Source organism: bacterium (genome assembly GCA_035295165.1).
GTDB lineage: Bacteria > Sysuimicrobiota > Sysuimicrobiia > Sysuimicrobiales > Segetimicrobiaceae > JAJPIA01.
The window spans coordinates 16,838-41,486 of record DATGJN010000022.1 but is presented as its reverse complement, the minus strand read 5'-3'; the positions used below and the strand labels follow the sequence as shown (position 1 = coordinate 41,486).

Annotated in this window: 22 protein-coding genes; 9 read left to right on the top strand and 13 right to left on the bottom strand. The window is 68.7% G+C overall.

The window, feature by feature from the left end:
- The 3 genes from VKZ50_03260 to VKZ50_03250 form a co-directional block, all read left to right on the top strand.
- A partial coding sequence (locus VKZ50_03260) for a peptide ABC transporter (GenBank protein HLJ58731.1) occupies positions 1-221 on the top strand: 221 nt, incomplete at its 5' end.
- 23 nt (positions 222-244) lie between these two features.
- Positions 245-1,162 (top strand): ABC transporter permease, encoded by a 918-nt coding sequence (locus tag VKZ50_03255; GenBank protein HLJ58730.1) that lies wholly within the window; start codon positions 245-247, stop codon positions 1,160-1,162.
- Between the two features lie 7 nt (positions 1,163-1,169).
- Positions 1,170-2,015, top strand: coding sequence for an ABC transporter permease (locus tag VKZ50_03250; protein HLJ58729.1), 846 nt, complete (start codon positions 1,170-1,172; stop codon positions 2,013-2,015).
- Between the two features lie 19 nt (positions 2,016-2,034).
- On the opposite strand, the gene VKZ50_03245 is transcribed toward VKZ50_03250, so the two are convergent.
- The 6 genes from VKZ50_03245 to VKZ50_03220 all read right to left on the bottom strand — a co-directional run bounded on the left by VKZ50_03245 (position 2,035) and on the right by VKZ50_03220 (position 10,504).
- Entirely contained in the window at positions 2,035-3,411 is a 1,377-nt protein-coding gene (locus VKZ50_03245; protein ID HLJ58728.1) for a cytochrome b N-terminal domain-containing protein, read from the bottom strand.
- A gap of 2 nt (positions 3,412-3,413) precedes the next feature.
- Positions 3,414-3,965, bottom strand: coding sequence for a ubiquinol-cytochrome c reductase iron-sulfur subunit (locus VKZ50_03240; GenBank protein HLJ58727.1), 552 nt, complete (start codon positions 3,963-3,965; stop codon positions 3,414-3,416).
- Positions 3,966-4,045: 80 nt separating this feature from the next.
- Entirely contained in the window at positions 4,046-4,750 is a 705-nt protein-coding gene (locus tag VKZ50_03235; protein HLJ58726.1) for a hypothetical protein, read from the bottom strand.
- Positions 4,751-4,801: 51 nt separating this feature from the next.
- The gene (locus VKZ50_03230) at positions 4,802-5,509 is read right to left on the bottom strand and encodes a molecular chaperone TorD family protein (protein ID HLJ58725.1); all 708 of its coding nucleotides are present in this window, start codon (positions 5,507-5,509) and stop codon (positions 4,802-4,804) included.
- Between the two features lie 17 nt (positions 5,510-5,526).
- Positions 5,527-7,929 carry a molybdopterin-dependent oxidoreductase gene (locus VKZ50_03225; GenBank protein ID HLJ58724.1) on the bottom strand — a complete coding sequence of 801 codons (2,403 nt, stop codon included), beginning with the start codon at positions 7,927-7,929 and terminating at the stop codon, positions 5,527-5,529.
- 175 nt (positions 7,930-8,104) lie between these two features.
- Positions 8,105-10,504, bottom strand: a complete 2,400-nt coding sequence (locus tag VKZ50_03220) for a molybdopterin-dependent oxidoreductase (GenBank protein HLJ58723.1) — start codon at positions 10,502-10,504, stop codon at positions 8,105-8,107.
- A 237-nt stretch (positions 10,505-10,741) separates the two neighbouring features.
- Between VKZ50_03220 and VKZ50_03215 the strand changes: the two genes are divergently transcribed.
- Positions 10,742-11,065 carry a carboxymuconolactone decarboxylase family protein gene (locus VKZ50_03215; GenBank protein ID HLJ58722.1) on the top strand — a complete coding sequence of 108 codons (324 nt, stop codon included), beginning with the start codon at positions 10,742-10,744 and terminating at the stop codon, positions 11,063-11,065.
- A gap of 167 nt (positions 11,066-11,232) precedes the next feature.
- Here the strand turns inward: VKZ50_03215 and VKZ50_03210 are convergent, their stop codons facing one another.
- The 3 genes from VKZ50_03210 to VKZ50_03200 all read right to left on the bottom strand — a co-directional run bounded on the left by VKZ50_03210 (position 11,233) and on the right by VKZ50_03200 (position 14,256).
- Positions 11,233-11,643: a cupin domain-containing protein gene (locus tag VKZ50_03210; GenBank protein HLJ58721.1), complete on the bottom strand. Its 411-nt coding sequence runs from the start codon at positions 11,641-11,643 to the stop codon at positions 11,233-11,235.
- A 213-nt stretch (positions 11,644-11,856) separates the two neighbouring features.
- Positions 11,857-12,834, bottom strand: coding sequence for a dienelactone hydrolase family protein (locus tag VKZ50_03205; protein ID HLJ58720.1), 978 nt, complete (start codon positions 12,832-12,834; stop codon positions 11,857-11,859).
- Positions 12,835-13,044: 210 nt separating this feature from the next.
- Positions 13,045-14,256 (bottom strand): helix-turn-helix transcriptional regulator, encoded by a 1,212-nt coding sequence (locus tag VKZ50_03200; protein ID HLJ58719.1) that lies wholly within the window; start codon positions 14,254-14,256, stop codon positions 13,045-13,047.
- 713 nt (positions 14,257-14,969) lie between these two features.
- On the opposite strand from VKZ50_03200, the gene VKZ50_03195 reads away from it, so the two are divergent.
- The 3 genes from VKZ50_03195 (at position 14,970) to VKZ50_03185 (ending at position 18,228) form a co-directional block, all read left to right on the top strand.
- The gene (locus VKZ50_03195; GenBank protein ID HLJ58718.1) at positions 14,970-16,046 is read left to right on the top strand and encodes a helix-turn-helix transcriptional regulator; all 1,077 of its coding nucleotides are present in this window, start codon (positions 14,970-14,972) and stop codon (positions 16,044-16,046) included.
- A gap of 372 nt (positions 16,047-16,418) precedes the next feature.
- The gene (locus VKZ50_03190; GenBank protein ID HLJ58717.1) at positions 16,419-17,423 is read left to right on the top strand and encodes a VWA domain-containing protein; all 1,005 of its coding nucleotides are present in this window, start codon (positions 16,419-16,421) and stop codon (positions 17,421-17,423) included.
- A 283-nt stretch (positions 17,424-17,706) separates the two neighbouring features.
- On the top strand, positions 17,707-18,228 hold the full coding sequence (locus VKZ50_03185; GenBank protein ID HLJ58716.1) for a cation transporter: 522 nt from the start codon (positions 17,707-17,709) through the stop codon (positions 18,226-18,228).
- Between the two features lie 137 nt (positions 18,229-18,365).
- Here the strand turns inward: VKZ50_03185 and VKZ50_03180 are convergent, their stop codons facing one another.
- Positions 18,366-19,208 carry a hypothetical protein gene (locus VKZ50_03180; protein HLJ58715.1) on the bottom strand — a complete coding sequence of 281 codons (843 nt, stop codon included), beginning with the start codon at positions 19,206-19,208 and terminating at the stop codon, positions 18,366-18,368.
- A 186-nt stretch (positions 19,209-19,394) separates the two neighbouring features.
- Between VKZ50_03180 and VKZ50_03175 the strand changes: the two genes are divergently transcribed.
- Both VKZ50_03175 and lexA read left to right on the top strand, forming a co-directional pair.
- A complete protein-coding gene (locus tag VKZ50_03175; GenBank protein HLJ58714.1) occupies positions 19,395-20,123 on the top strand; it encodes an SDR family oxidoreductase in 729 nt (242 codons plus the stop codon).
- A gap of 191 nt (positions 20,124-20,314) precedes the next feature.
- A complete protein-coding gene (gene lexA, locus VKZ50_03170) occupies positions 20,315-20,929 on the top strand; it encodes a transcriptional repressor LexA (protein HLJ58713.1) in 615 nt (204 codons plus the stop codon).
- Positions 20,930-20,983: 54 nt separating this feature from the next.
- Here the strand turns inward: lexA and hflX are convergent, their stop codons facing one another.
- The 3 genes from hflX to miaA form a co-directional block, all read right to left on the bottom strand.
- Positions 20,984-22,243, bottom strand: a complete 1,260-nt coding sequence (gene hflX, locus VKZ50_03165; GenBank protein ID HLJ58712.1) for a GTPase HflX — start codon at positions 22,241-22,243, stop codon at positions 20,984-20,986.
- Positions 22,244-22,352: 109 nt separating this feature from the next.
- The gene (locus tag VKZ50_03160; protein HLJ58711.1) at positions 22,353-23,537 is read right to left on the bottom strand and encodes an LL-diaminopimelate aminotransferase; all 1,185 of its coding nucleotides are present in this window, start codon (positions 23,535-23,537) and stop codon (positions 22,353-22,355) included.
- A gap of 15 nt (positions 23,538-23,552) precedes the next feature.
- Entirely contained in the window at positions 23,553-24,587 is a 1,035-nt protein-coding gene (gene miaA, locus VKZ50_03155) for a tRNA (adenosine(37)-N6)-dimethylallyltransferase MiaA (GenBank protein HLJ58710.1), read from the bottom strand.
- Positions 24,588-24,649 lie beyond the last annotated feature (62 nt).

The following is a 24,649-nucleotide window of genomic DNA, read 5'->3' as shown; positions in this document are numbered from 1 at the left end:
CCAACCCCGCGTTCGACAAGCTGGCCGACGCCGCGCGGACCGCCCTCGACCCGGCCGCGCGCACCGGCTTGTACGCTCAGGCGCAGGCGATCCTCCAGACGGACGTGCCGGCGGTGGCGCTGTGGCAGGTGTACGCGTTGTACGGCGCGCGCAAGGACTTGCACTGGCAGCCGACGCCAGACCAGCAGATGTTCGTCTCCCAGATGCACCTCGCCAAGTGAACTCCTGCGCGTAGCGGCCGGGGATGGCGAGGTTCCTGCTCGTTCGCGTGGCCCACGCCGTCCTCGTGGTCTGGGGGGTCGCCACCCTCGTGTTTGTCGTCCTGCACCTCTCCGGCGACCCGACGCTGCTCATGGTCCCGCAGGGATCGCCGCTCTCAGCGATCACTCGGCTCCGCCACGAGCTGGGCTTCGATCAGCCGCTGTCCACGCAGTATGCCCGGTTCGTATCGAACCTCGTCCGCGGCGATCTCGGCGACTCGCTGTGGCAGGAGCGGCCGGCGATGAGCATCATTGAAGAGCGGCTTCCGGCCACAGCGGAACTCGCCGGCGCGGCGCTCGCCGTGGCGTTGGTGGCCGGCCTCGGCGTCGGTGTTCCCGCCGCGCTCTGGCGCGGCGGGTGGTTGGACCGGGCCGCGATGACGCTCGCGCTCCTGGGCCAGGCGATGCCCGCGTTCTGGCTCGGCTTGCTGCTGATCATGCTGTTCGCCGTCCGGCTCCACTGGCTGCCGCCGTCGGGGGCCGGCGGCTGGCCGCATCTCGTGCTCCCCGCGCTGACGTTGGGCTCCCTGCCGACGGCGACGTTCGCACGCATGACGCGCGCCGCGGTGCTCGAGGAAACGGGACAGGACTATGTTCGCACCGCCCGCGCCAAGGGCGCGTCGCGCCGCCGCGTCATCGCGGCGCATCTGGCCCGCAACGCCGCGATCCCGATCATCACGGTCGTCGCCCTGGAGATCGCCAATCTCCTCGGCGGCGCGGTCATCACGGAGAGCATCTTCGCTTGGCCGGGGCTCGGCCGGCTCGTGCTCGATGCGATCGCCGCTCGGGACTACACGGTCGTCCAGGCGGCGGTGTTCGTCGGCGCGGTCGTCTTCGTCTCCACGAGCCTCGTCGCGGACGTCCTGTACAGCGTGGCGGATCCCCGCATCCGGCTCGGGTAGGCCGTCGGTGCGACGACTTCGCCGCCATCCACAGGGGCTTGCCGGGCTCGCCGTGCTCCTCGCGGTCGCGGTGAGCGCCGTCGCGGCGCCCATCCTCGCGCCGCACGATCCCGTGCAGCAGGATCTGCTGCGACGCCTGCTACCTCCTGGCACGGCGCGGGATGGCGCGGCGTACCTGCTTGGGACCGACTCGCTCGGCCGCGACGTATTGTCGCGAATCATCTACGGCGCGAGAGTTTCGCTCACGGTGGCGATCGTCGCCGTCGGGATCGCTGGCCTCACCGGCGTCTCCGCCGGGGTGCTCAGCGCCTACTACGGGGGCGTGGTCGACGCCGGGTTGATGCGGCTGGCGGACGTGATTCTCTCCGTGCCGTTTCTGCTGTTGGCGATCGCCACCGTTGCGGTGCTGGGCCCCAACTTCCTCGACCTGATCTTCGTCCTGGGGTTGACCCGATGGCCGCGTTACGCGCGGGTCACGTACGCGCAGGCGCGCGCGCTGCGCGAGCGCGAGTTCGTTCAGGCGGAGGTCGCGGTGGGCGCGGGCGATGGGCGCATTCTGTTCCGCCACATCCTGCCGAACGTGCTCTCGCCGGTCATCGTGATCGCCACGCTCGAGGTCGGGCTGGTCATCATCTTCGAGGCGGCGCTGAGCTTCCTCGGGCTCGGGGTGCAGCCGCCGGTCCCGAGCTGGGGCGCCATGCTGAGCGAAGGGCGGGACTACCTCGCGAACGCCTGGTGGCTCGCGACGTTCCCTGGGCTTGCTATCATGCTGACGGTCCTCGCCGCGAACCTGCTCGGCGACGCCGCCCGGGATGCCCTCGATCCGCGCGGGCTCTCGGGGGCCGCGTTCTAGCCCGCCGCCCCCGCGTCGATCATTTCAGGGACTCGAGATAGTTCAGTAAGGCGTTTAGGGCCTCCGGGCTGATGTGCGAAAACGCCGGCATCCCAGTTGCGCCGTTCAGAATCGTCGTCTGCAGCTGCGCCCGCGTGAGGAGGCCGCCGATGTGGGACAGGTTGGGTCCGGCCGTGCCCCCCACCCCCGCGATCGTGTGGCAGCCGGCGCACCCCTGGGTTTGGAACTCGCGCGCGCCCGGGGGAACCGCTGCGCCGCCCGCCGCCGCAGGCGCCGGGGCCGACCCGGGCGAGCGCGCGCCGAGGTACGTGAGCCCCATCACCGCGACGATGGCGATCACCGCGGACGCCATTGCGATCGGCCGGCGGACCGGATGTCGCTCCGGCGAGCGATCGTAGAACGGCAGCAGCAACAACACCAGCACGACCCCGAGCACGATGAGGAAGATCCCGAGCGGTTCCCACTGCCCTTGCAGATACCAGAGCAGCTGGAAGAAGTCGAGGAAATACCACTCCGGGCGCGGCACGTACGTCGTCGCATTGGGATTGGCGGGCGGCTCCAGCGGGGTGCCGAGGGTCAGCGCCAGGGCCGAGACCGCAAGAAACAGCAAGAGGGCAAACACCGCGTCCTTCAGGATCGAGACGTAGAATGGGTGCCCGGCCTGCTTCTCCATCGCGTACTGCCGCTCGTACACCTCTCGCCGAGGCAGCCCGGCCGCGTCGGCGCCGAGGTCGAGCGGCCGACGGCGCGGAGGAGCGGCGATGCCCTGACGGATCACCATGAAGAGGTGCGCCGCCACGAAGAGCGCGAGTGCCGCCGGCAGCAGCCAGATGTGAAATGCGTAGAAGCGCTGCAGCGTGAGCGCGCCGACCGCCGTCCCGCCGCGCAGCACGCGCAGCGCCCAGTCGCCGACGAACGGCCCGGCACCGGCGATGTTCGTGCCGACGACGGTCGCCCAATACGCCTTCTGATCATACGGCAGCAGATACCCAGTAAACGCAAAGGCCAGCACCAGGAACAGCAGCACCACGCCGGTGATCCACGTGGTTTCGCGCGGGTACTTGTAGGCGCCGTAGGCGAACGTCCGGAGCATGTGCACGCCGATGACGACGACGAGTATGCTGGCGGACCACAGGTGGATGCCGGCCACGTACTTGCCGAACGGGACCTGCTCGTTGATGAACTTGATGCTCTCGTACGCGTGCTCGGTGGACGGTGCGTAGTAGACCGTCAGAAAGATCCCGGTCGCGAACTGGAGCACGAGAAGGAACAACGTCGCACTGCCGAAGACATGGAACCATCCGATGCCTTTCGGCACCTTCCGGTCAAGGAAGCCGTGCCACAGCGGCATCACGTTCAACCGCTCGTCCACCCACGCGACCGCTCGACGCCACATCGCTAGGTCCCCGGCAGTTCGAGGGCGCCCATGTACAGCACGCCTGCGTCCACCTTGACCGCGTAGCGGTCCAAGGGGCGTGGCGGAGGCCCCGAGAGAACGTGCCCGTCACCGTCAAACACGCCGCCGTGACAGGGGCACAGGAACCGCCCCGCGGCTTGATTCCAGCGCACCGGGCACCCCATGTGCGTGCAGTGGATGTCATAGATCGTGGCGCTGTCCGGTCCGGACCGCCGGACGTAGACGGTCACCGGCATGTCCGATTGGATCCATCCTTCCTGCACCGGCAGGCGCACGGTCGTGAGGACCGCGTCGCCCTGCGGCATCGGTCCGAGGTCGCCGACGCGCACCCACGGCTCGCGCGACCGCGGGGTCGGCGGAATGGACCGCCCCAATAGCCCCCACGACGACTTGCCGCGAACGGCGGGACCGAACAGGAAGACGACCAGGGGGACGACGAGCGCGGCCGAGATAAATCCCACGATCGCACCGAGCGCCGTCATCACAGCCTGACGCCGAGTCGATCGACCCTCCTGGGGCTCATCCTGCGCCATGCAATCCCGCCTCCTCGTTGCCCAAATCTCGCGCGCGGCCGGCCCGACGCCCGCCAGGTCTGCCCGAGGCGCGTAGCCCGCTACTGCGCTTTCGCGTGTGTTTGCAAATACTTCAACACGAGGGAGAGATCATCCCCGCTCAGCCCCGCGCGATCGGCCATGTTCTGAATATTGCCGGGCCATTGGTTGGCGGTGTATTGGTCCGTGGCGTAGAGCGAGTGACACGTGCTGCAGTGCGCCTCGTACACCTGGCGCCCGTGTGTCCACACCGTCTGCACGTCCGCGGTGAGCGCGTTGGCAGCCACCCACCCGCTGATTGTGACCTGCGTCCAGACGGTTCCGTAACTGTCCTTCGTCTGCGAACCGGTCTGCCGCTGCGCCTGATCGGGCGCGCTCAAATTGGCCAGCGCGATGCGCACGCCGACTGCGGCCACGACGGTGTTGCTGCCCGCCGCTGACCACCCCTGCACACTCACGTGCGCGTCGGTTCCCCGGCTTTCGGTCACCGACACCGGCGTGCCGGGAGTCAGCGTGCCGACGACGGCCCCGCCGGGGTCCTTTCGGAGTTGGGCCGTTCCGGCAGTGTAGGCCGTCTTCCCCGCCGCAGCGGGCGCCGCTGCCGCCAGGAGCGGCGCGGCCGTGGCAACCGGCGTCGCTCCCGTCGCATTGGCGCGAGCAGAGGCGTCCGCCCTTCCGGCCGACTCCATCCACCCCGCGCTTGACCCCACGAGCCCGACCGCGGCCACGACCATCGTCAGAACGGCCCATCGCTTCCCTACCGTCATGCGCACGGCTCCCTTCACGTAGTGTCGCCCCTCCGCGCTCCGGTGATGCGCTTACCCGTCGACGTGTTGCCCCGCGGGACCAGCGAGCGCACGACGAAGCCAGGTCTGATCACGCCGGAGATAACCCTCGAGCATCCCGGCGGCGGCGCGGTAGAAGTCCGTTGCGCCGGCGCGCTCAACATCCGCCGCCCACCGGGGCACCCACGGCAGCAGGTGCCCCTCGAGAAACTCCAGCTGGCGCCGCCATTCCGCAGCCTGAACCGGGTCGCGCTCCCCGCCGCGCGCCTCGCCCCGTTCGACCAGATACCGCATGATCGCCAACTCGACCGCGAGGTGGTCCGCCGGCGCGCCGAACTCTTCCCCGACCTGGATGCCCTCGCTCCGCAGCAACTCGGAAATCTGGGACAGTGCTTCCCCGTAGAATCGGCGGGTCGGGGTAGTGTAGACGGACTCATACGGCGGCGCGAGCCCCGGCCCAGGTCCGATGAACAGCCGGGCGTAGTCCACCGCGAGCTCCTCCACCGTCGCCGCGGGATCCTGACCGTCGGCCGCCGCAAGGCACTGCAGCAGCGCCGTGGCCTCCGCCTCGATGCCGCAGTCGACCGCGAGCTCCCGTAACGACTCTCGCGTACTCGTATTACACAGGCGCGCCCACCCTTCCTGGGTGAGTTCGCGCGCAAAGACCCCGGACAGCGTGGCGTAGAGCGCCGCCCGCTCCTCCGTCCCGGGAGCGCCGGCGTCCTGCAGGTCACGACTCATCTGGCCCCTCCGCGCTGTCACGCTCCCGGCGGCGGCGTGAATGCCGTCACCGCTGGCGGGGCGCCCACGTACTTCTCCACCTGAACGAGCGAAGAGTTCGACGGGTTCCCATCGGCCAACCGGGAGCTCGGCGCGTCGGTCGTGACCATGTTCACATTGCCGTGGCGGTCCAGCGTCCCCACCTGACCGGGCGTGAGCGGATCGTACCACCCTCCCTCCCGCATGGCCGCGACCCCACGACGCGTTCTCGCCGTGACCACCGCCCCGGCCAGTGTCTGCCCCCGATCGTTGAACACGCGCACGATGTCGCCGTTTGCGATGCCGCGCGACGCCGCGTCCGCCGGGTTGATCCAGATCGGCTCACGGCCGCTCACCTCGTATTGGCGACGCAGCCCGGTCTCGTTCAGTTGCGAATGCAGCCGGTCTTTCGGATGCGGCGTCACCAAGTGCAGCGGGTATCGGGCCGCCAGCGGGCTGCCCAGCCATTCGGCCCGCGGGATCCACGCCGGGTGCGGCGGGACATCATCGTACTTGAACGACGCGATCGTCTCCGAGTAGATCTCGATCTTGCCGGACGGGGTCGAGAGCGGTCGGTTGACGGGATCGGCGCGGAACCCCGCGTATGCGACCGCCTGGTTCGAGCTATCCGGCACCGCGAACTCGAGATAGCCGCGCTGCCAGAACGCGTCAAAATCGGGCAGCGTGAGCCCCCGGGCTTTCCCCGCCTGTTGTGCCGCGCCGTAGAACTGCCGCAGCCAGGCGATCTCGTCCTTGCCCTCGGTGAACTGCGGTCCGATGCCCAACCGTGTCGCCAGCGCCGCACAGATGTCGAAATCGTTGCGGGCCTCGAACAGCGGCGGCACGACCTGCTGCATCGCGATGATGAACTTGTCCGTCCCCACAAGGTCGTTGCGCTCGAGCGTCGTCGTGGCGGGGAGCACGATGTCCGCGTGTTTCGCCGTCGCCGTCCAGACGAAGTCGTGGACGATCGTAACCTCCGGGCGCTGCCACGCCTGGACCAGGCGGTTGGTATTCTGCGAGTGGTGGAACGGATTGCCGCCGGCCCAGTACACCAGCTTGATGTCCGGGTACGTGATCTGCCGCCCGTCGTAGTCGATCGTCTTACCGGGGTTCAGCAGGAGGTCCACCCACATGCTGACCGGCACGATGTCCTTGACCGGGTTCGCGCCCGCGGCGAGCCCGGGCACGCCGGGGGCGCTGCCGATCGGGGCCCCCAAACCGCTCGGGAAGTTGACCTGGGCGCCTCCGCCCGGCAGCCCAAACTGCCCGAGCATGGCCGAGAGGGTGATCATCATCCACACCGGCTGTTCACCGTAGGCGGCCCGCTGCAGGGAAAACCCGCCGACGAGCGCGGTGCGCGACTTCGCCATCCGGCGCGCGAGCGTCCTGATCGTTGCGGCCGGCACCTCCGCAATCGCGGCGGCCCACTCCGGCGACTTCGGCTCGTTGTCGGCCTTACCGGTCAGGTAGTCGGCGAACCGGTCGAATCCCACCGTGTACTTCGCGAGGAAGTCCTTGTCGTAGAGATTCTCCGTGTACAGGACGTGCGCAAGCCCCAGCATGAGTGCCGTGTCCGTGTTCGGACGAATCGCGATCCGCTCGGTCTTCAGGTACTGGTCCGTGTCGCTCTCCAGGGGATTCACCGACACCACGGGAGTCCGCTTGTCCCGCAACTGTGTCAGCCACCCCTTGTCGAGGTGCCGACCGTCCCCGGACACGATCTCGGCCGTGACTAGCGGATCGGTGGCGAACAGGACGACGAGGGTGCTGTTCTGCACGATCGTCGTCCATGCCGACGCGAGCGGACGGGGATCGCCCAGCACGTGCGGGGTGATCACCGGCAGCACCGGTGCGCTGTAGGTGTTCACATACGAGACATACCCGCCGAACAGGCCGAGCAAGCGCTGCAGCGTTTGGGTGGCGCCATTGAACTTGCCGGGGCTCTGCCACCCGTAACTGCCGCCATAGATCGCACGGTTGCCGTACTGGCTCTTCACCCGGCGCAGCTCACCCGCCACGAGATCCAGCGCGTCGTCCCACGACACGCGGACGAACGGCTCAGCCCCCCGCTTGGTGGTGTCGCTCCGCGACCGGTCCCGGTAGAACCCCTGCCGGATCATCGGATATTTGATACGGTTCGGCGCATAGAGGATGTCCGGGATCGCGGCGACCATGCGGTTCGGGTTGGAATCCCCCGCAAACGGCATCGTCCGCACCACGCGTCCGTTGACGACGTCTGCGGTGAACACCCCCCAGTGCGCGGCGTTCAGGCGCGTCACGGTGGTGCCCCCCGAAGCGGCCGCGGCCCCGGGCACGAGCCGAATCAGCGGCGCCGCCACGAGCCCGCCCACGGCGATGCCGCCCTGCTTCAGTAGTGCCCGTCTTGTCAACGTCTGCATGTCCGTCCTCCCCTATGGCGATCAGATTTGCGATCAGGTCGAGTGCGCCGCATGCTCTGGCCCGGCGCCAGGCCCGCTGGTAGTCCTGTTCGCGCACGAGGCGGGCCACCCGGCGCAGGGCGGCCCGCGGTGGTGCAGCGCCCCATCGACACCCTCCGCGCGTATTATGCCCGGGCTAGGCTCCCCGCGGCGGCGCAAACGCCGTCACCGCCGGCGGCGCGCCCGTGTACTTCTCGATCTGCACCAAGATCGAGTTGCTGGGGTTGCCGCCGGACATCCGCGAGCTTGGGGCGTCCGTGCTCACCGCATTCACGTCTCCATGCCCGTCCAGCGTACCTGGCAGGCCGGCCGTCAGCGGATCGTACCATCCCCCCTCGTTCAGCACGACGACGCCGCGACGCGTCCGGGCCGTCACGACCGCACCGGCCAGAGTCTGACCGCGGCCGTTGAACACCCGCACGATGTCGCCGTTCGCGATCCCACGCGCCGCGGCGTCCGCCGGGCTGATCCAGACCGGCTCGCGCGCCCCGACCTCGTACCGCTGCCGCAGCCGAGTCTCGTCCAGTTGCGAGTGCAGCCGGTCCTTCGGATGACTGGACAGGAGATGCAGCGGATACTGCGCGGCCTGCGGGCTGCCGAGCCACTCCGACGGCGGAAGCCAGGTCGCATGTCCGGGCACGTCGTCGTACTTGAACGACGCGACCGTGTCGGAGTAGATCTCAATCTTGCCCGACGGGGTGCCGAGCGCGTGATTGGCCGGGTCCGCCCGGAAGTCCGCGTACGCGACGACCTGGTTGGCCTGATCCGGCACCGGGAACTCGATGTACCCGCCCCGCCAGAACGTGTCGAAGTCGGGCAGGTCGAGTCCTCGGGCGTTCCCCTGCTGTTGAACCGCCGCGTAGAACTGCCGGAGCCACGCCATCTCGTCCTTCCCCTCGGTGAACTGCGACCCAAACCCGAGGCGCTCGGCCAACGCGGCGCAGATCGCGAAATCGTCGCGCGCCTCGAACAGCGGCGGCACGACCTGCTGCATCGCCATGATGAAGCGATCCGTGCCGAGGATATCGTTGCGCTCGAGCGTCGTCGTCGCCGGCAGCACGATGTCGGCGTGTTTCGCGGTCGATGTCCAGACGTAATCGTGCACGATCGTGACTTCGGGGCGGCGCCACGCCTGGATCACGCGGTTCGTGTACTGCGCCTGGTTAAAGTGGTTCGACCCCGCCAAGTACACGAGCCGGATGTCGGGATAGGTGATCTTCCGCCCGTCGTAGTCGACGGTCTTGCCCGGGCTGGCCAGCAGGTCGATCCACTGGTTCAGCGGCACATAGTCCTTCACCGGGTTCGTCCCCGTGGGCAGCCCCGGGACCGCGGGGGCGCTGCCGAGCGGCACGCCGAGCGCGCCGGGGAAGTCACACTGCAGGCCTCCCCCGGGCAACCCGATCTGCCCGAGCATCGCCGCCAGCGTGATCAGCATCCACACCGGTTGTTCCCCGTGCGAGGCTCGCTGCAGGGAATACCCGCCCATCAACATCGTCCGCGACTTGGCCATGCGCCGCGCGAGGGTCCGGATCGTGGCGGCCGGGACATCCGTGAGCGGCGCCGCCCACTCCGGCGACTTGGGTTGACCGTCCGCCTTGCCGGTCAGGTACTCGGCGAACCGGTCGAACCCCACCGTATACTTCGCGAGGAAGTCCTTGTCGTGAAGATTCTCCGTGTACAGGACGTGCGCAAGCCCCAGCATGAGCGCCGTGTCCGTGTTTGGACGAATGGCGATCCGCTCGGGCCGGAGGTACTGATCCGTGTCGCCCTCGACCGGATTGACCGAGACGACCGGAATCTTCGAGTCACGGAGCCGCGCTATCCACTCCATGTCGAAGTGGCCGACGTTTCCGCCGGAGCGCATCTCAGCATTGCGAAGCGGATCGTACCCGAAGCACACCACCAGCGTGCTGTTCTTGATGATCACCGGCCACACCGACGCCCTTGGCGCCGCGTCGCCCAACACATGCGGGGTGATCACCGGCAACACCGGAGCGCTGTACGAATTGATGCGATAGACGTACCCGCCGAACAGCGTGAGGAGACGCTGGACCGCGGAGCCCGCGGGGTGAAAATTGCCGGGGCTCTGCCAGCCCTGCGCGGAATAGATGGCACGGTTCCCGTACTGGCTCTTCACCCGGCGCAACTCGGCCGCTGTGATGTCGAGCGCCTCGTCCCACGACACGCGGACGAACGGTTCGACGCCCCGCTTGTTTGTGTCGCTCCGCGACCGGTCCCGGTAGAACCCCTGCCGGATCATCGGGTACTTGATGCGGTTCGGGGCGTACAGCACGTCCGGCATCGCCGTGATCATGCGATTCGGATACGGATCCTTCGCGAACGGCAGCGCACGCACGAACCGGCCGTTTGCCACCTCAGCCGTGAACGATCCCCAGTGCGCGACGCTCAGGCGCGTGCCGGCAGACGCCGGGACCGCCGCGTTCCCCGGCACCGCTCGGACGAGCGGCGCAGCCACCAATCCGCCGACCGTCACCCCGCTCTGCCAGAGGAACCTGCGCCTCGTGATTGTCTGCACGGTGCATCCCCCTTTCGGGCGCGCACTCGTGGGCGCACCCGCTCCTACGCCGAATGCTATCAACGCCTCCCCCTGACCGAGTATCCGTCCGGGACCCGATTTCCCGTCGAATCCCGGGCCGCCCGCCGGCGGCGGGTCGGCCCAACTGCGCGAAGAAGAGGCTCGCGCCGGGTTCGCGACGAACGCATGACCGCGTGGAGCGTGATACGTCGGCGCTCCCCGAAGAGGAGGTCAGCGATGGCGTTACCGAACGCGTACGAGGAGTTCAAGCATGCCTATCCCGCGGTCTGGCAGGCCTACGACCGGCTGGGAGCGGCGGCGCACGCCGCCGGGCCGCTCGACGAGAAGACCAGGGCGTTCGTGAAGCTCGCGATGGCGATCGGCCGGCAGATGGAGGGCGCCACGCATGCGCACGTGAGGCTGGCGCTCCGGGCCGGCGCCACGCCGGATGAGATCCGCCACGTGGTCCTGCTCGCGGTCACCACACTCGGCTTCCCGGCGATGATGACCGTGCGCACGTGGGTGGAGGAGTCGCTCGCCGCCGGAGCCGGGTCGAGGTAAGACGGTCACCTCGAACGTTTCTGGCACCCGGAATCTGGCACCGTGAGCCGGCGGCGTCGAGCGCCCCCGAGCCGTCCGCAGATGTCGCGTCACAACGACAACAAGGCGCGTATCGATTCCGCCGCCGTGCGGGCCCAGTCGGGAGATCCCGGGCCTGTGGCGGCGCCCTACTCCCTTGGAGCGCCCTTGCCTGGCGTGTCGTACGGCACCACGGTCTCCTGATCGTTCGGGTCCGTGCGCGCGAGAATACCTCGCACCGTGGCATGGTCGCTCGGATTGTACGCAAGGTGGGGCACGCCGGCCGGAATGTACAGGAATTGCCCGGCCTTCACCGTCACGTGCTCGCGGAGGCCTTCCCCGTACCACATCCCCGCTTCCCCTTCGAGGACGTAGATCGCGGTTTCGTGTGTATGGCTATGGGCCTTCGACGTGACACCCGGCGGAATCACCACCGTGTGCATGCAGATCCCTTTCGAGTCGGCCGTCTGCGCCGAGATTCCGGCGACGTAATCGAAACCCTGCTTGCCGTGGTACCCCTCGTTGGGAGAGATCACGACGCACGTCGGGGGCCGGAGCATCGCGAGCGTCCTCCTGTCGACTTGTCCTCGTGTCCTTCTTTCCCCATCCGGCGCCGCGGGGCCTGGTGACCCTCCACCGGACCCTGCGCGGCTCGCTCGCGAGCGTCACGTGGCCCGACCAAGGCCGCGCCTCACGCGTGGCGCGTGTGACCGTCGTGGGGCTGCGATCGGAAGATCACGGCGCGGGTCGAACCCCGGCGGTGACGAGCGTTTCTAGCTGCCCAGGTACTTCGCAAACCACGCGATGGTCTTGGGCCACGCGTCCGTGGCCGCCGCGGCGTTGTACGCGGGGCCGGTGTCGTTGAAGAACGCGTGGCCTGCGTTCGGCTCGACGACGATCTCGTACGTGACGTGGGCCTGCCCGAGCGCCGCGCGCATCGCGGGAATACCGGCGTCTACTCGCTCGTCGAGCGCGCCGTAGAACGCCAGCACCGCCGCCCGGATGTGGGCGACACCGTCGAGCGACGGTGGGTTCGGTCCGTAGAACGGGACGACCGCCTTCAGGTCGCCGTTCTGCATGGCGAGCTGCCACGTCAGCCCGCCGCCGAAGCAGAACCCCATGGCCCCGACTCGATCTCGCCGCACCGCCGCGAGGCGTTGCAGGTGACGCACGCCAGCGTCCAACATCGCGACGAGTTGCGCCGGGGGCGTCTGTCCGAGAAACGCGGTCACCTGCGCGAGGTCCTGGTACTTCGCGGTCCCGCCGATCGGCGACGCGAGATCGGGCGCCAGGGCGACGTAGCCGGCCTTGGCCACCCGCCTCGCAACGTCCATGTGGTGATCGAGCAGACCGCGATTCTCGTGGGTGATGACCACGCCCGGCGCCACGGACTTGCCGACCGGCTGGACCAGGTACCCGATCACGGAAGCACTCCCCGACGGGTAGCTGATCAACTGCGCGCGCACCGCGGGATCATCCGGCGGCACCATGGGCGCCTGTGCAACGAGCCTGGCGGGCGCGGGGGAAGCGGCGGCAGCCGCCAACTCTTCCGGGGATGCCTGCACGCCCACCGCGGCGAGCACCGTGCCGGCGAGCGCGGCCCCACCGGAAAACACCCCGATTCGTCTGAGGAACTCCCGCCGACTGAGGTGCCCGTGATGGTACTCTTCCGCCCACTCCTCCAGGACGTACTGCCCAAGATGCGTGAGTGCCGCCGCCGGACGGTCGCGGCGGTTCGAGATCCCATCCATTCGTCATGGCCTCCTGATGCGGAGTTCGCGCAGGCGTCGTGCGGCCTGTGTGTGCGTGCGTTTTCGGCCTGTCCGCGAGCCCACCCTGCCCGGGATCCACGACGTACGGAAAAACTCACACGACTGTTACGAGGCGCGCGAACGCAAGAGACGCGAGGGCGCCGGGTCGAGATCCGGCGGGACGCGCGCCGCGAGGTCACGGGAAGCGAACTAGTCCATCTGGTCTAGCGTCTCACCGGACGGTGTGTCGAAGCGGTCCCTCGGGTCTCCCGCAGCGGCCGGCGGTTCGACGTTCGATGCTGGGTGGTAGTCGAGAAACGACCGGCCGGTGTCCAGGCCCGAGGTGCCGTGGCCCGGCGCACCGGGCCGCGTGCAAGGGTCCGCGACGCGGAGAAACACCATACGCGCCTCCTCAAGGACCTGGGCGGCCTCTCCGATCCGACCCGCTCGCGAATGGAGTCCTCCGAGACTCACCAGGCTTTGGACCTCTGTGAGGTAGTCGCCCACACCTCGGGCGAGCGCGCACGCTCTCGTGAGTTCGGCGACGGCGTCCTCGGTGCGACCGGACCGGCGGGCGAGTTGGGCGAGCTGATAGCGCGCGGTCGCCTCGTGGGTCTTCGCCGCGATCAACCGTCTGAAGGCGAGGGCGTGCCGTGCCGCCTCCAGCGCGATGCGAACCTCTCCGGAGGCGTAGGTGCGCTCCGCTTGAGTCTCGTACGCGTGCACGACGCTGCGCGGGTCGCAGGCGCGCCCCAGCCCACCGAGGAGACGACTGAGTCCCTGCGCGTCCCCGCCCCACGCGGCGGTCAGCCGGGCGAGGGCGGCGACAAACAAGACGCCGACCTCAGGCCAGCGCCCGTTCAGCGCCTTCCACCCGGCTTCGAGCGCTGCGCGCGCCCGCTCGATGAGACCGTCGTCCTGGAGCGCCGCTGCGAGCGCGTAGTGGCTCCTTGCAATGGCCTCGGCGTGTCCAAACTGCTCGGCTTCAGCCCGCGCACGTGCGAGCTCGGCCTCGGCCTCGGGCGTCCGGGTTCGACCGATGCGAACGCTCAGCTGCTCCAGCCGCGCAAGCGCCAGACGCGCGGGGTCGTCGGCGCTCGACGCCAATTCGACCGCCCTCGCGAAGAGACGCTCCGCGCCCTCTTGATCTCCGGCGAGCTGCCGGAGCCCTGCGCGAGCCAGCACGTAGTCCACTTCGTGTTCGTCCGGCACGGCGTCCCCAACGAAGTACCGAAGCGGACGCCCAAGGCGTTGCGCGATGTGGAGCAGCACCCGGCGAGACGGACGCACATGCCCCCGCTCGATGCGGGAGATAGTGCGAGCTGCAACTTCCTTCCCGGCCAATTGCGCCTGTGTCAACCCAGCCGCCAGACGCGCCCGCCGGACGCGGTCCGCGAGCGGAAACGGTGCTGAAACGGTCACAGGTCACCCCCTCAGGTGGTTGGAGGTCGCGTTCGGTACCGATGGCCGATTGCCGTGAGCCTCGTGTCGCTGGGGATGACGGTGAGAACATATCGATGCGCCGACGGTGCGGCGCGACTGACGACGAGCTGCAGTCCGAGCTTCCGACGTACCGCCTATGCGCGCTCTCTCCGCCGGCGTGCTGACGTCGACTCCGACGAAGGCGCGGACGCGGTCGAAACAGGTACGGCCTGAGTTACCTGCATGGGCGCACAGCACCCCTTGAGACACGACAATGTCCTGACACCCAGCGTGATATGCAACACGACACCGAACATCCCCCCACCCAAGATATCAACCGGGGTGAAAACGCAAAGAGGGGATCGATTTTCAGCAGTCTTGGACCACGTAAGACGGCGGCCCCCGGGAGAATTGCGGACATGTTCGGACAACCGTGCCACACTTTGGAACGCTTCGGTCGCCTTTGCGCCTGCTGAGGTACAGTCAACTCTCGGCAATACTTGGGACAAGTTTACGGAGAATCTTCATCCTTGCCCCTACGGATCGGCGCAGCCCGTTGGAACCCGCCGCACACCAGCGAAGTGGTGGCGGGGCGGAGAGGGCGAAGATAATGTAACGTTGGCGGCTGTCCATATCCATGCAACAAATGTCCGAAAGACGACACCGCCGCTTGACCTGCGGCCTTCGCAATAATACTACGATGTTGGACGGAGATGTTAACGCACGTTTGGGGGACCGGGTCGGCGGTCGCCCTGGGGCCTTGCTCGTGTTTCATTGTCAGCGCGGCCCTTGTGTGGGTACGCGGGACGCGGCTGCATCGTGTCCGCCTCGCACGTGGCCTCCGCCTCGTCGACGTCACTGTCCCCGGATTGAGCGCGGCGTCGCTCAGCCGGATCGAACGGAGCGCGCGGTACCGCATGCCGCTCACGCGCGTCGTCGTCATCGCGCGCCGTCTCGGCGTAGAGGTCGACGACGCGGTCACCGAGCCCACCTGGGGCCGCCATGTCATCAACCTGGGATGGGCGCTCATGATTCAAAGCCGCGTCACGGACGCGCTCCTGGCGGCACGGTTGTGGGATGCGGTCATCGCGCCAAGCGTGTCTGCCGGGCTCGCGCTGGAGGCCGAACTATTGCAAGCGTGGGCCGAGGCGAACAGCGGGCTCGACACGTCGGCCGAAGCGTTTCGTCAGTTGGCCTCGAACGCCCAGCAGACCGGGATCCCCGGCCTGTCGATGAAGGCGGCGCTCTATGAGGGGATGATCCTCGACCGGGCCGGTGACGTCCCGAACGCGATCGAATTGCTGTCTAGCGTCTCGGGACGGGCAAGGGCCCAAGGCTACTACGACATCGCGGCAACCGCGAGTGGCGCCATCGGGCAGATCTGGCTTCGCCTCGGAGACATCGAACGGGGCCTCGAAGCTACCTCGATCGATCTCCCGGATCTGCAGCCGTTTCCCAAAGCGTATCTGGCGACGGCGCGCGGCACGCTGCTCGAGCGGCACGGACAGCTCGACGAGGCGGAGGCCACGCTGCTCGCCGCCACGGAAGCGGCAGCGGAAGTTCCGAATCCGGTGCTCGGAGCCGAAGCCCAGGAGGCACTGGGACGCCTGTACGCCACGCGCGGAGACCTGATCAAGGCGGACTCCGCGCTCCTCATGGCCATCGCCCTGTACACCCACGCCGGCCGCACGGCGGAGGCGATGAAGCTCCTCGCGGCCGCGATCCGGCGAATCACCGGCGCCGGATTGATGCTGCCGGCGCCGCGGCTGAGTCCCGAGGCCTCCGGGTAACCCAGAGCCGCCGCCAGCCTCGTCCCGGCGGCGCCCGAGCCTGATCGCACCATGCACGCAAGGCCAGCGGCGAGGACACCCGGTGCGGGTCCACACTCGTTGGAACTGGTCGCAATCCTACCGCACCGGGCGCTCCGTCGGCGCGGAGCACACCAGGGGATTCCGCCCCGCCCGCCGAACGTCGGCTCAACACCAGCAGTCAAGACCTCGGACGTGGGTTGTGTGGAACCGTAGCATGCGTCTCGAACAGACCAGTCGCGGATCGGGAACGGAGGCACGCCGTCCCCTCGCCGGGGACCCGCGTGCTCGGCACGTGAACCGATGGGCGCACGGCCACAGCTGCCAGCCGTCGCGGGGCTCGGAGCCACCGCCATGAGCTTCCTGTGGCCGAGCGCCCTGGTGCTGTATACACTGGTGCCGGTGCTGGTCGCTGCGTACGTGCGGATGCTGCGCCGCCCGTCGCGGGAACGGGTGACCTACTCAAGCCTCGATTTGATCGCGCAGGCCGCCGCGGCGGGCGGGCGCTGGCGCCGACACCTGCCGGCCGCGTTCTACCTTGTCACCCTCTGTGCCGTGATCTTCACGGTGGCCAGGCCGATGGCCGTGCTGCCGGTGCCCGACAACCGAACCGTCGTCATGATGAGTATCGACATCAGCCGGAGCATGAGGGCGACCGACGTCACCCCGAGCCGGCTCGATGCCGCCAAAGCCGCGGCCGTGAAGTTCGTCCGCGCGTTGCCCAAGGACACCAAGGTCGGGCTGGTATCGTTCAGCAGCTACGCGACGCTCATCACCCCACCCACCGCCGAGCACGATCAGGTGGTCCAGTCGATCAACAGCCTGCAGTTGGAGTTCGCGACGGCGATCGGGGACGGCCTGCTGGAAGCGGTGTATGCGCTGCCGGGGCGCCCGCGTTTGACCGACCGCAGCAACCCGTACGCGTCTCCGTCGCTTCCCACTGCACCGCCGGCGGACGCGGAGCGCTTGACGCCGGCCACCATCGTGCTCTTGAGCGACGGCCAAAGCAATCGCGGGGTCCCGCCGATGGAGGCCGCGGTGGTGGCGAAGCAGCTCAAGGTGAAAGTGTACACCATCGGGCTCGGCCGTCCCGAGGGAACGTTCCTGGAGCTCGGCGGGCGGAGCATGTTCGTACGGCTCGACGAGGAGACGCTGAAGGCCCTCGCCAGCGCGACCGGCGGGACGTACCGGCGGGTCACCACGGGCGGCGACCTGGACCGCGTCTATACGGATCTCGGGCGCATCATCGGCTGGGAACGGCGGCCGGTCGAGGTCAGCAGTCTGGCCGCCCTCGGCGTAACCGCGTTGTTCGTCGGCACGGTCGCGGTGTCGCTGCTCTGGATGCACCGGCTCGGGTAACTCCCTCAGAGGCCCGCGGCTTATGGGATTGCGAAGGGGTACCGCTCCTTCCGTTCCATCCTCCCATCGCGCCGTTTTGTCGACCGCGCGGCGGCGGGAGGTCTTTCACGAAGGCAGCGACGCCCTCGCGGGTACGAACGTCACCGGCTCGAGCGGAGTTGAGCAGAGTTGAATGGACGGTCCGGGGTGCGCTCGCATGGTTGAATCGATAAGCCCTGCCAACCGCGGTCGGTCGATAGCGCGAGGGTTGCTGTTGGAATACGCAACCCTAGGGTGGAATGTCGTGGGTACCGTCGTCGTGGTCGCGGCGGCGGTCGCCGCGCATTCCGTTGCCCTGATTGGCTTTGGCATTGATTCGCTCATCGAAATCTTCGCCTCCGTAGTCGTGGTCTGGCAACTCCAGGATGCCGGCCACGAGCGGGAACGGCCCGCCCTCCGGCTCATCGGCGGGGCATTCTTCGCGCTTGCCCTCTACATCTTGGTCCAGGCGACCCGCGTCCTCGTCCTGCGCGCGCACCCCCACACCTCGCTTCCCGGTGTTGCCTGGCTCGCCGCAACGTGTGTCGCGATGCTCCTGCTCGCCTGGGGGAAGCGGATCACGGGAACGCAACTGAACAATCCGGTCCTGAAAACCGAGGCGCACGTCACTCTCATCGACGCCTACCTCGCCTTCGCGGTCCTCGTTGGATTGCTGCTCAACGTGGTGGCTGGATGGTGGTGGGCCGATCCCGTTGCCGGGTTGGTCATTGTCTACTACGGGTTCACGGCAGGGCGCGACGCTTGGGTCCACAGCCACTCGACGTAGCGGGCACTGCCCCGGGTGCCCGGCCAATGTCGCGTGGCTCCGCCAAGTGTGTCTGGCGATGTGTCGCGCAGAAACCGGCCGGTTCCCGCCTCACCAGAAGAAGAGCGGGCCGCCCGGGCGTGGCTCGGCTGAGCGCGCTACCCGCCGCCCGGGGCTTCGAACCACCGCAGCCTCGTCCACCTCAAGTATCTGTCCGAGAGAAGCTCGAGCGATTTTCGCGCCGTAGAGAACTCCTCCGCCAGCGCCTCCAGCACGCGCCCCTCCTCTCCCGCCTCCGGCTGCGACGCCGCGAGCCGGTAGAATCGCCGTCCGTGCGCCTCGTACGTTTCCAGTGTCGGTGGCACGGCGCGCAGCTTCGCTGCCGGTCCGGAGAGCGCCCGGGCCCGCCGCAGCGAATCGGGGAACACGCCGCTCTGAAACAGCGCAATGTCCGCGATGCGCCTGAACAACCACGGCGCCTCGTCGCGGTCCACCCGCTCGGCGAGCACCAGCATATCCTCAAGACTTGAGGTACTGAAGCGGCGGCGAACGTAGCGGTCATGCCGGCGGACGAGCAGTGTGACGAACTCGTTCCGGACGAACGATGTGAGCAACCCGACGAGATAGTTCCACATCGCCGGCTCCGCGATGAAGCGCCGCACGCGCGGGGCGTCGAACACGGCCACGGTCTCGGCGGGCGTCCGCTCAAGCGTATACGGTCGCCCATGCAGGTCGCGGACGACGCGGCGGAGCAGGATCGTGAAAACGAAGCGCGGCGAGACCCGCAGGAGCACCTGCTCGTCCCCGAGCAGGCGCTCCACCAGACGATCGTCCTCCAGCATGACGTCGAGCAGCTCCGGTCGCGCACGCAGCGCGGCCGGAGTGTCCGCCGGGTCGCATCGCCCCCCCTCAACAGTTTCCCCGACGAATCGCAGATCCTCGTCCGTCAGTCCAAGGGTCTCCCGCATCTCGATGCCCCTCAGTCCTCCGACGCCCGCCATGGTACCGGTCCACCGGCACCTCCCTGCTCTTACGATTCCCTCCGCTGTCGAGTTTCGCGCACCTCCGCGTGCGACTCCTTCCGCGGATGGCGCCGGCTCACTCCCGCGCGGCCGAGTCCGGTGGGGCCGCCGCTCGAGAGGGACCCTGCGCCCCGCCAGCGTATCTTCTCGGACATGAGCCACGCGTTGGACAATCGGGTAGCCCTCGTCACCGGAGGCGGCACCGGCATCGGCCGTGCCATCGCCCTCGCCTTCGCCGGCAGCGGCGCCACCGTTGCGGTCAACTACAGCCGCTCGGAGGCCGACGCGGACGCGACGGCGCGGGAGATCCGCTCGCGCGGCGGCCGCGCGATCACCGTGCAAGCGGACATCGCGCGGTTGGGCGAGGTCGAGGCGATGATTGCGCACGTTGTCCGCGATCTTGGCAGGCTCGACATTCTCGTCAACAACGCGGGCACGACGACGTTCGTCGACCACGCGAACCTCGACGGCCTGACCGAGGACGTCTGGGATCGGATCCTGGCCGTCAACGTCAAAGGCACGTTCTTCGTGACGCGCGCCGCTGCAAAGGTCATGAACGAGGGCCGCATCATCAACATCGGCTCCGTCGCGGGCGTGAACGGGGCCGGCAGCTCGATCGCCTACGCGGCCAGCAAGGGTGCGATTCACGTGATGACCCGCTCGCTCGCGCGCGTGCTCGCACCGCGGATCACGGTCAACACGATCGCGCCCGGCCTGATCGAAACCCGCTGGCACGCGGGCCGGGAGACGACGAACGCCTACCGCGTGCCATCGTTTCCCTCCAAGCGCATCGGCCGCCCCGACGACATCGCCCACATCGCGCTGGCGCTGGCCACGGCCGACAACTTCATCACGGGGCAAGTCATCGTCGTTGACGGCGGAGCCACGGTCTAAGCACGGCACCACCAACAAACGATCGCATAGTCGTGAGGGCAGATGTGCGTCCACGCATCGGCCGCTCGCGCGACTTGGCTCAGACGCGGTTATCCACACCAATCCACAGCCGGCGAACATCTGTTTGCATTTGTCATCCGCCATGTGCTATAATCCGTGCGCCTGTACACGGGAGACCGGGGGGAGCGCACGTGGGCAAAGGGCTAACGAAACGCCAACGGGAGATCCTGACCTACGTCCTGGACAGCATGCAACAGCGGGGATACCCGCCGTCGGTTCGTGAGATCGGGACCGCGCTCGGACTGACCAGTAGCTCGACCGTCCACAGTCACCTCGCCGCGCTCGAGAAGAAGGGCTTTATTCACCGAGATCCGAGTAAGCCGCGGGCGATCGAAATCCTCAAGGACGGCGCGAGCCAGCCGCCCAAGCGCGTGGTCAATGTGCCGGTGCTGGGCCGGATCGCGGCCGGGCAGCCGATCCTCGCCGAGGAGAACGTCGAAGATGTGTTCCCGCTCCCCAAGGACTTCGTCCGCGAGGATGCGTCGTTCATCCTGCGGGTCCGCGGCGACAGCATGATCGACGCCGGGATCTACGAAGGCGACTATTTGGTCGTGCGCCAACAGGCCACCGCGAACAACGGCGAGATCGTGGCCGCGATGATCGGCGACGAAGCGACGGTCAAGCGCTTCTACCGGGAACGCGACCACATCCGGCTGCAGCCGGAGAACAGCGCGATGTCACCGATCATCGCGCGGGACGTGACCGTGCTCGGGAAAGCGATCGCGCTGATCCGCCGCCTGCCCTAGCCTCGGCACCCGGAAGATCCGACGCCGGCCACGCGCCGCAGGGAGTGCCGGGGGTCACAACGCGTCGGACACCAGCGGGTCCACCAGGTACCGCCGGAGCCGGCGAATCGTCGTCGACGGCAGGTCCACGTCCACGGCAACCCCGTCGCCCCGATCCTCTCGCGCGACCACACGCCCGCCTTCATAGATCGTCGCCAGCACGCCAGCATCGGCGTGGGGCACCAGCAGCTTCACGCGCCGCACGGGGTCCGGCAGGTGCCGCGAGATCGCGCGCAGGAGATTCAACAGCCCGACCCCTCGGAGGCCGGAGATCGGAATGCCATCAGGCACCTCGGCCACGATGTCCCGCAGCGCCTCAGACGACAACCGATCCGCTTTGTTGAGCGCGATGACGGTCGGGCGCCCCTCCGCCCCGAGCTCCCGGAGCACCTGCTCAACCGCCGCCCGCTGCTCCATCCACCGCGGATGCCCGGCGTCGATCACGTGCACCAGCATGTCGGCCTCCGTAACCTCCTCCAGCGTGGCCCGGAACGCAGCCACCAGGTCGTGGGGCAGTTTCTGGATGAACCCGACAGTGTCCACGAGGAGGATCGGCCGGTGGTTTGGCAGCACGACGCGGCGCGTCGTCGGGTCGAGCGTCGCAAACAGCTTGTCCGCGGTATACACGCCGGCGTGGGTGAGCGTGTTCAGCAACGTCGATTTGCCTGCGTTGGTGTAGCCCACGAGCGCGACCACGGGCAGCGCCGCGTCCCGGCGCGACTGCCGCTGTTGATGGCGGTGGCGGCCGAGCGCGGCGATCTCCCCGCGCAGTTCGGTGATCCGGGTCCGGATCCGGCGGCGATCCACCTCGAGCTTGGTTTCGCCGGGGCCCCGGGTCCCGATCCCTCCGCCCAAGCGCGACAGCAGCACGCCCCGTCCGGCAAGCCGCGGCAGGAGGTAGGTCATCTGCGCCAGTTCCACCTGGAGGCGGCCCTCGCGGGTTCGGGCGCGCTGCGCGAAGATGTCGAGCACGAGCGCCGTCCGATCGAGCACCTTCGTCTCGAGCGCTCGCTCGAGGTTGCGTTGCTGGGCGTGCGATAGTTCGTGGTCGAAGATCACGACCCCGGCACCGGCCGTCCGCGCGCGCGCTCGGACTTCCTCGATCTTGCCGGCGCCCACCCACGTGGCGGGGTCCGGGCGGGTGCGCCGCTGCACGACGGTATCGGCGACGACCGCGCCGGCTGTTTCGGTCAGCCGCGCGAGTTCCTGCAGGGTCTCCGCATCATCCTCGGCTCGCCCGGCGAGCCCGACGAGCACCGCGCGCTCCGGACCCACGCCATCGACGTCCGCAACCGCCCCGCCCGCGTCCAGATCGCGGTCGGCGCGGTCGAGGCCGCGACGAAGCTTGTGCCCGAGCGGTGCGCCGGTGGTTCGCGTGGCGGGCTTACCGACGACCGCGGGACTCGACCGGACGGCCCTCGGGCGCAGGGCCCAACGCCATCCCGATCCGGCGGATCGCCTCCACGAATCGATCGTCGGGCGCCGTGAGCGAGATCCGGACGTACCCCTCGCCGCGCGCGCCGTAGCCGGTGCCGGGTGTGACCACGACACCGGCGTGCTCGAGCAGGTGACCGGCGAAGCCGACCGAGTCGTACCCTGCGGGCACGGGCACCCACAGGTAAAACGTCGCGCGCGGCCGCGTTACATCGAGCCCCACCTGACGAAGCCCGGCCACGACCATGTCCCGGCGCTTCTGCCAGATCGCGACGCGCTCTCGGGTCGGTCCGTCGGGCCCGGTCAGGGCGGCGACGCCGGCCGTTTGGATGGCGACGAACTGCCCGCTGTCGATGTTGGTCTTGAGCGTCCCGAGCGCCCGGATCGCGTCGCGGTTACCGACCGCGAATCCCATGCGCCACCCGGTCATGCAGTACGTCTTGCTCAGCGAGTGCAGTTCGATGCCCACGTCCTTCGCGCCCGGCGCCTGAAGGAAGCTCGGCGGACGGTACCCATCGTAGCCGATTTCTGAGTAGGTGTTGTCGTGGACGACGAGCAGGTCCCAGCGCTTGGCGAACTCGACGGCCTCCGAGAAGAACGCGAGGTCCGCCGTTCCCGCCGTCGGGTTGTTCGGGTAGTTGAGAAACATCACCCTGGCACGCCGCGCGATCTCCGCCGGCACCGCGCCCAGGTCGGGGACCCACCCCCGCTCCGGGCTCATCGGCACGGGATAGGGTTCGCCCTCCGCCATCACGGTCGCCGTCGCGTACACTGGGTATCCCGGATCGCTCACGAGCGCCACGTCCCCCGGGTTGATGAACACCCACGGCACGTGCGCAAGCCCCTCCTTGGACCCGATCAACGCGAGCACCTCGGACTCCGGATCGAGCGTCACCCCGAAGCGCCGCGCGTACCAGTCTGCGACCGCTCCGCGGTACTGACGCGTTCCCTCGTACGGAGGGTACTGGTGCGTCGCCGGGTCGTGCGCGGCGCGCGTGAGGGCCTCGATGATGTGGTCCGGCGTCGGCAGATCCGGGTCACCGATGGCGAGGCTGATCACGTCCACGCCCTTCGCCCGGAGCTGCGCGCGCTTGCGATCGAGGTCGGCGAACAGGTACGGCGGAATCTTCTGCATTCGTCGCGATCTGCATCAAGACCTCCCGGGGTGCTCGTGGGGCGCCGTCGATCGGCCCTCCGTCATCATAGCAGAAATCTCGCCGGCGACCACGTCCGGCGACCGGTCGTCCACGTCGATCCACCGATAACGGGGATCGGCGCGGAGCCACGTCCCCTGCCGCTTCGCGTACCGGCGCGTGCTCTGGCGCAGACGCGTCGCCGCGTCGGCCAGCGTGGCGCGCCCGGCGACGTAGGGGACGAGCTCCTTGTAGCCGAGCCCCTGGAGCGAGGGCAACGCCGGCGAGTACCCGGTGTCGAGCAACCGACGGACTTCGTCGACCAACCCCGTCGCGAGTTGCCGGTCGATGCGCTGATCGATCCGCGCATAGAGCAACGCCCGGTCGAGCGTCAACGCGACCATCAGCGGACGACACGGCCGGTCCTCCGCCTCACGACCCCGGTGTTCGGGTGGACGCCCGGACGCCGCGTCGCGCCGCGTCGACCCGCTCCCGCGCGGGTCCCGCTGCAACGCAGAGAGCGGCGCGCCGGTGTGATAGTAGACTTCGAGAGCGCGGATGACCCGCCGCACGTTGCGCGGATGGATCCTCGCGCCCGAGGCCGGATCCACCTCGAGCAGCCGGCGGTGGAGCGTGCCGGCGCCACCGAGTCGCTCCTCCTCCTCAAGACGCGCCCGCAGCGCCCAATCCGGCCCGGCGGCGGGGATCGCCAGCCCATCCACGACGGCCCGCACGTACAGCCCGGTGCCGCCGACCAGCAGCGGGATCCGCCCGCGCCGACGGATGGCGTCGATCGCTGCGGTGGCGAGTCGCTGGTAGTCGGCAAGGGTGAAGATCTCGCCGGGATCGGCGACATCGATCAGGTGGTGCGGGACGCTCTCACGATCGGCGGCGGACGGCTTCGCGGTGCCGATGTCCATGCCGCGGTACACGGTCCGCGAGTCCGCGGACACGATCTCAGCGGGCATCCGGCGCGCGAGGGCCAGCGCGATCGCGGTCTTGCCCACAGCGGTCGGACCGGCGATCACGACGAACGCGGGGCCAACCATCATCCTCGCGGACATCGGGCGCGACGCGCGGGATGCCCCGGACCGCCCCGTCGCAGCCGGGCCGG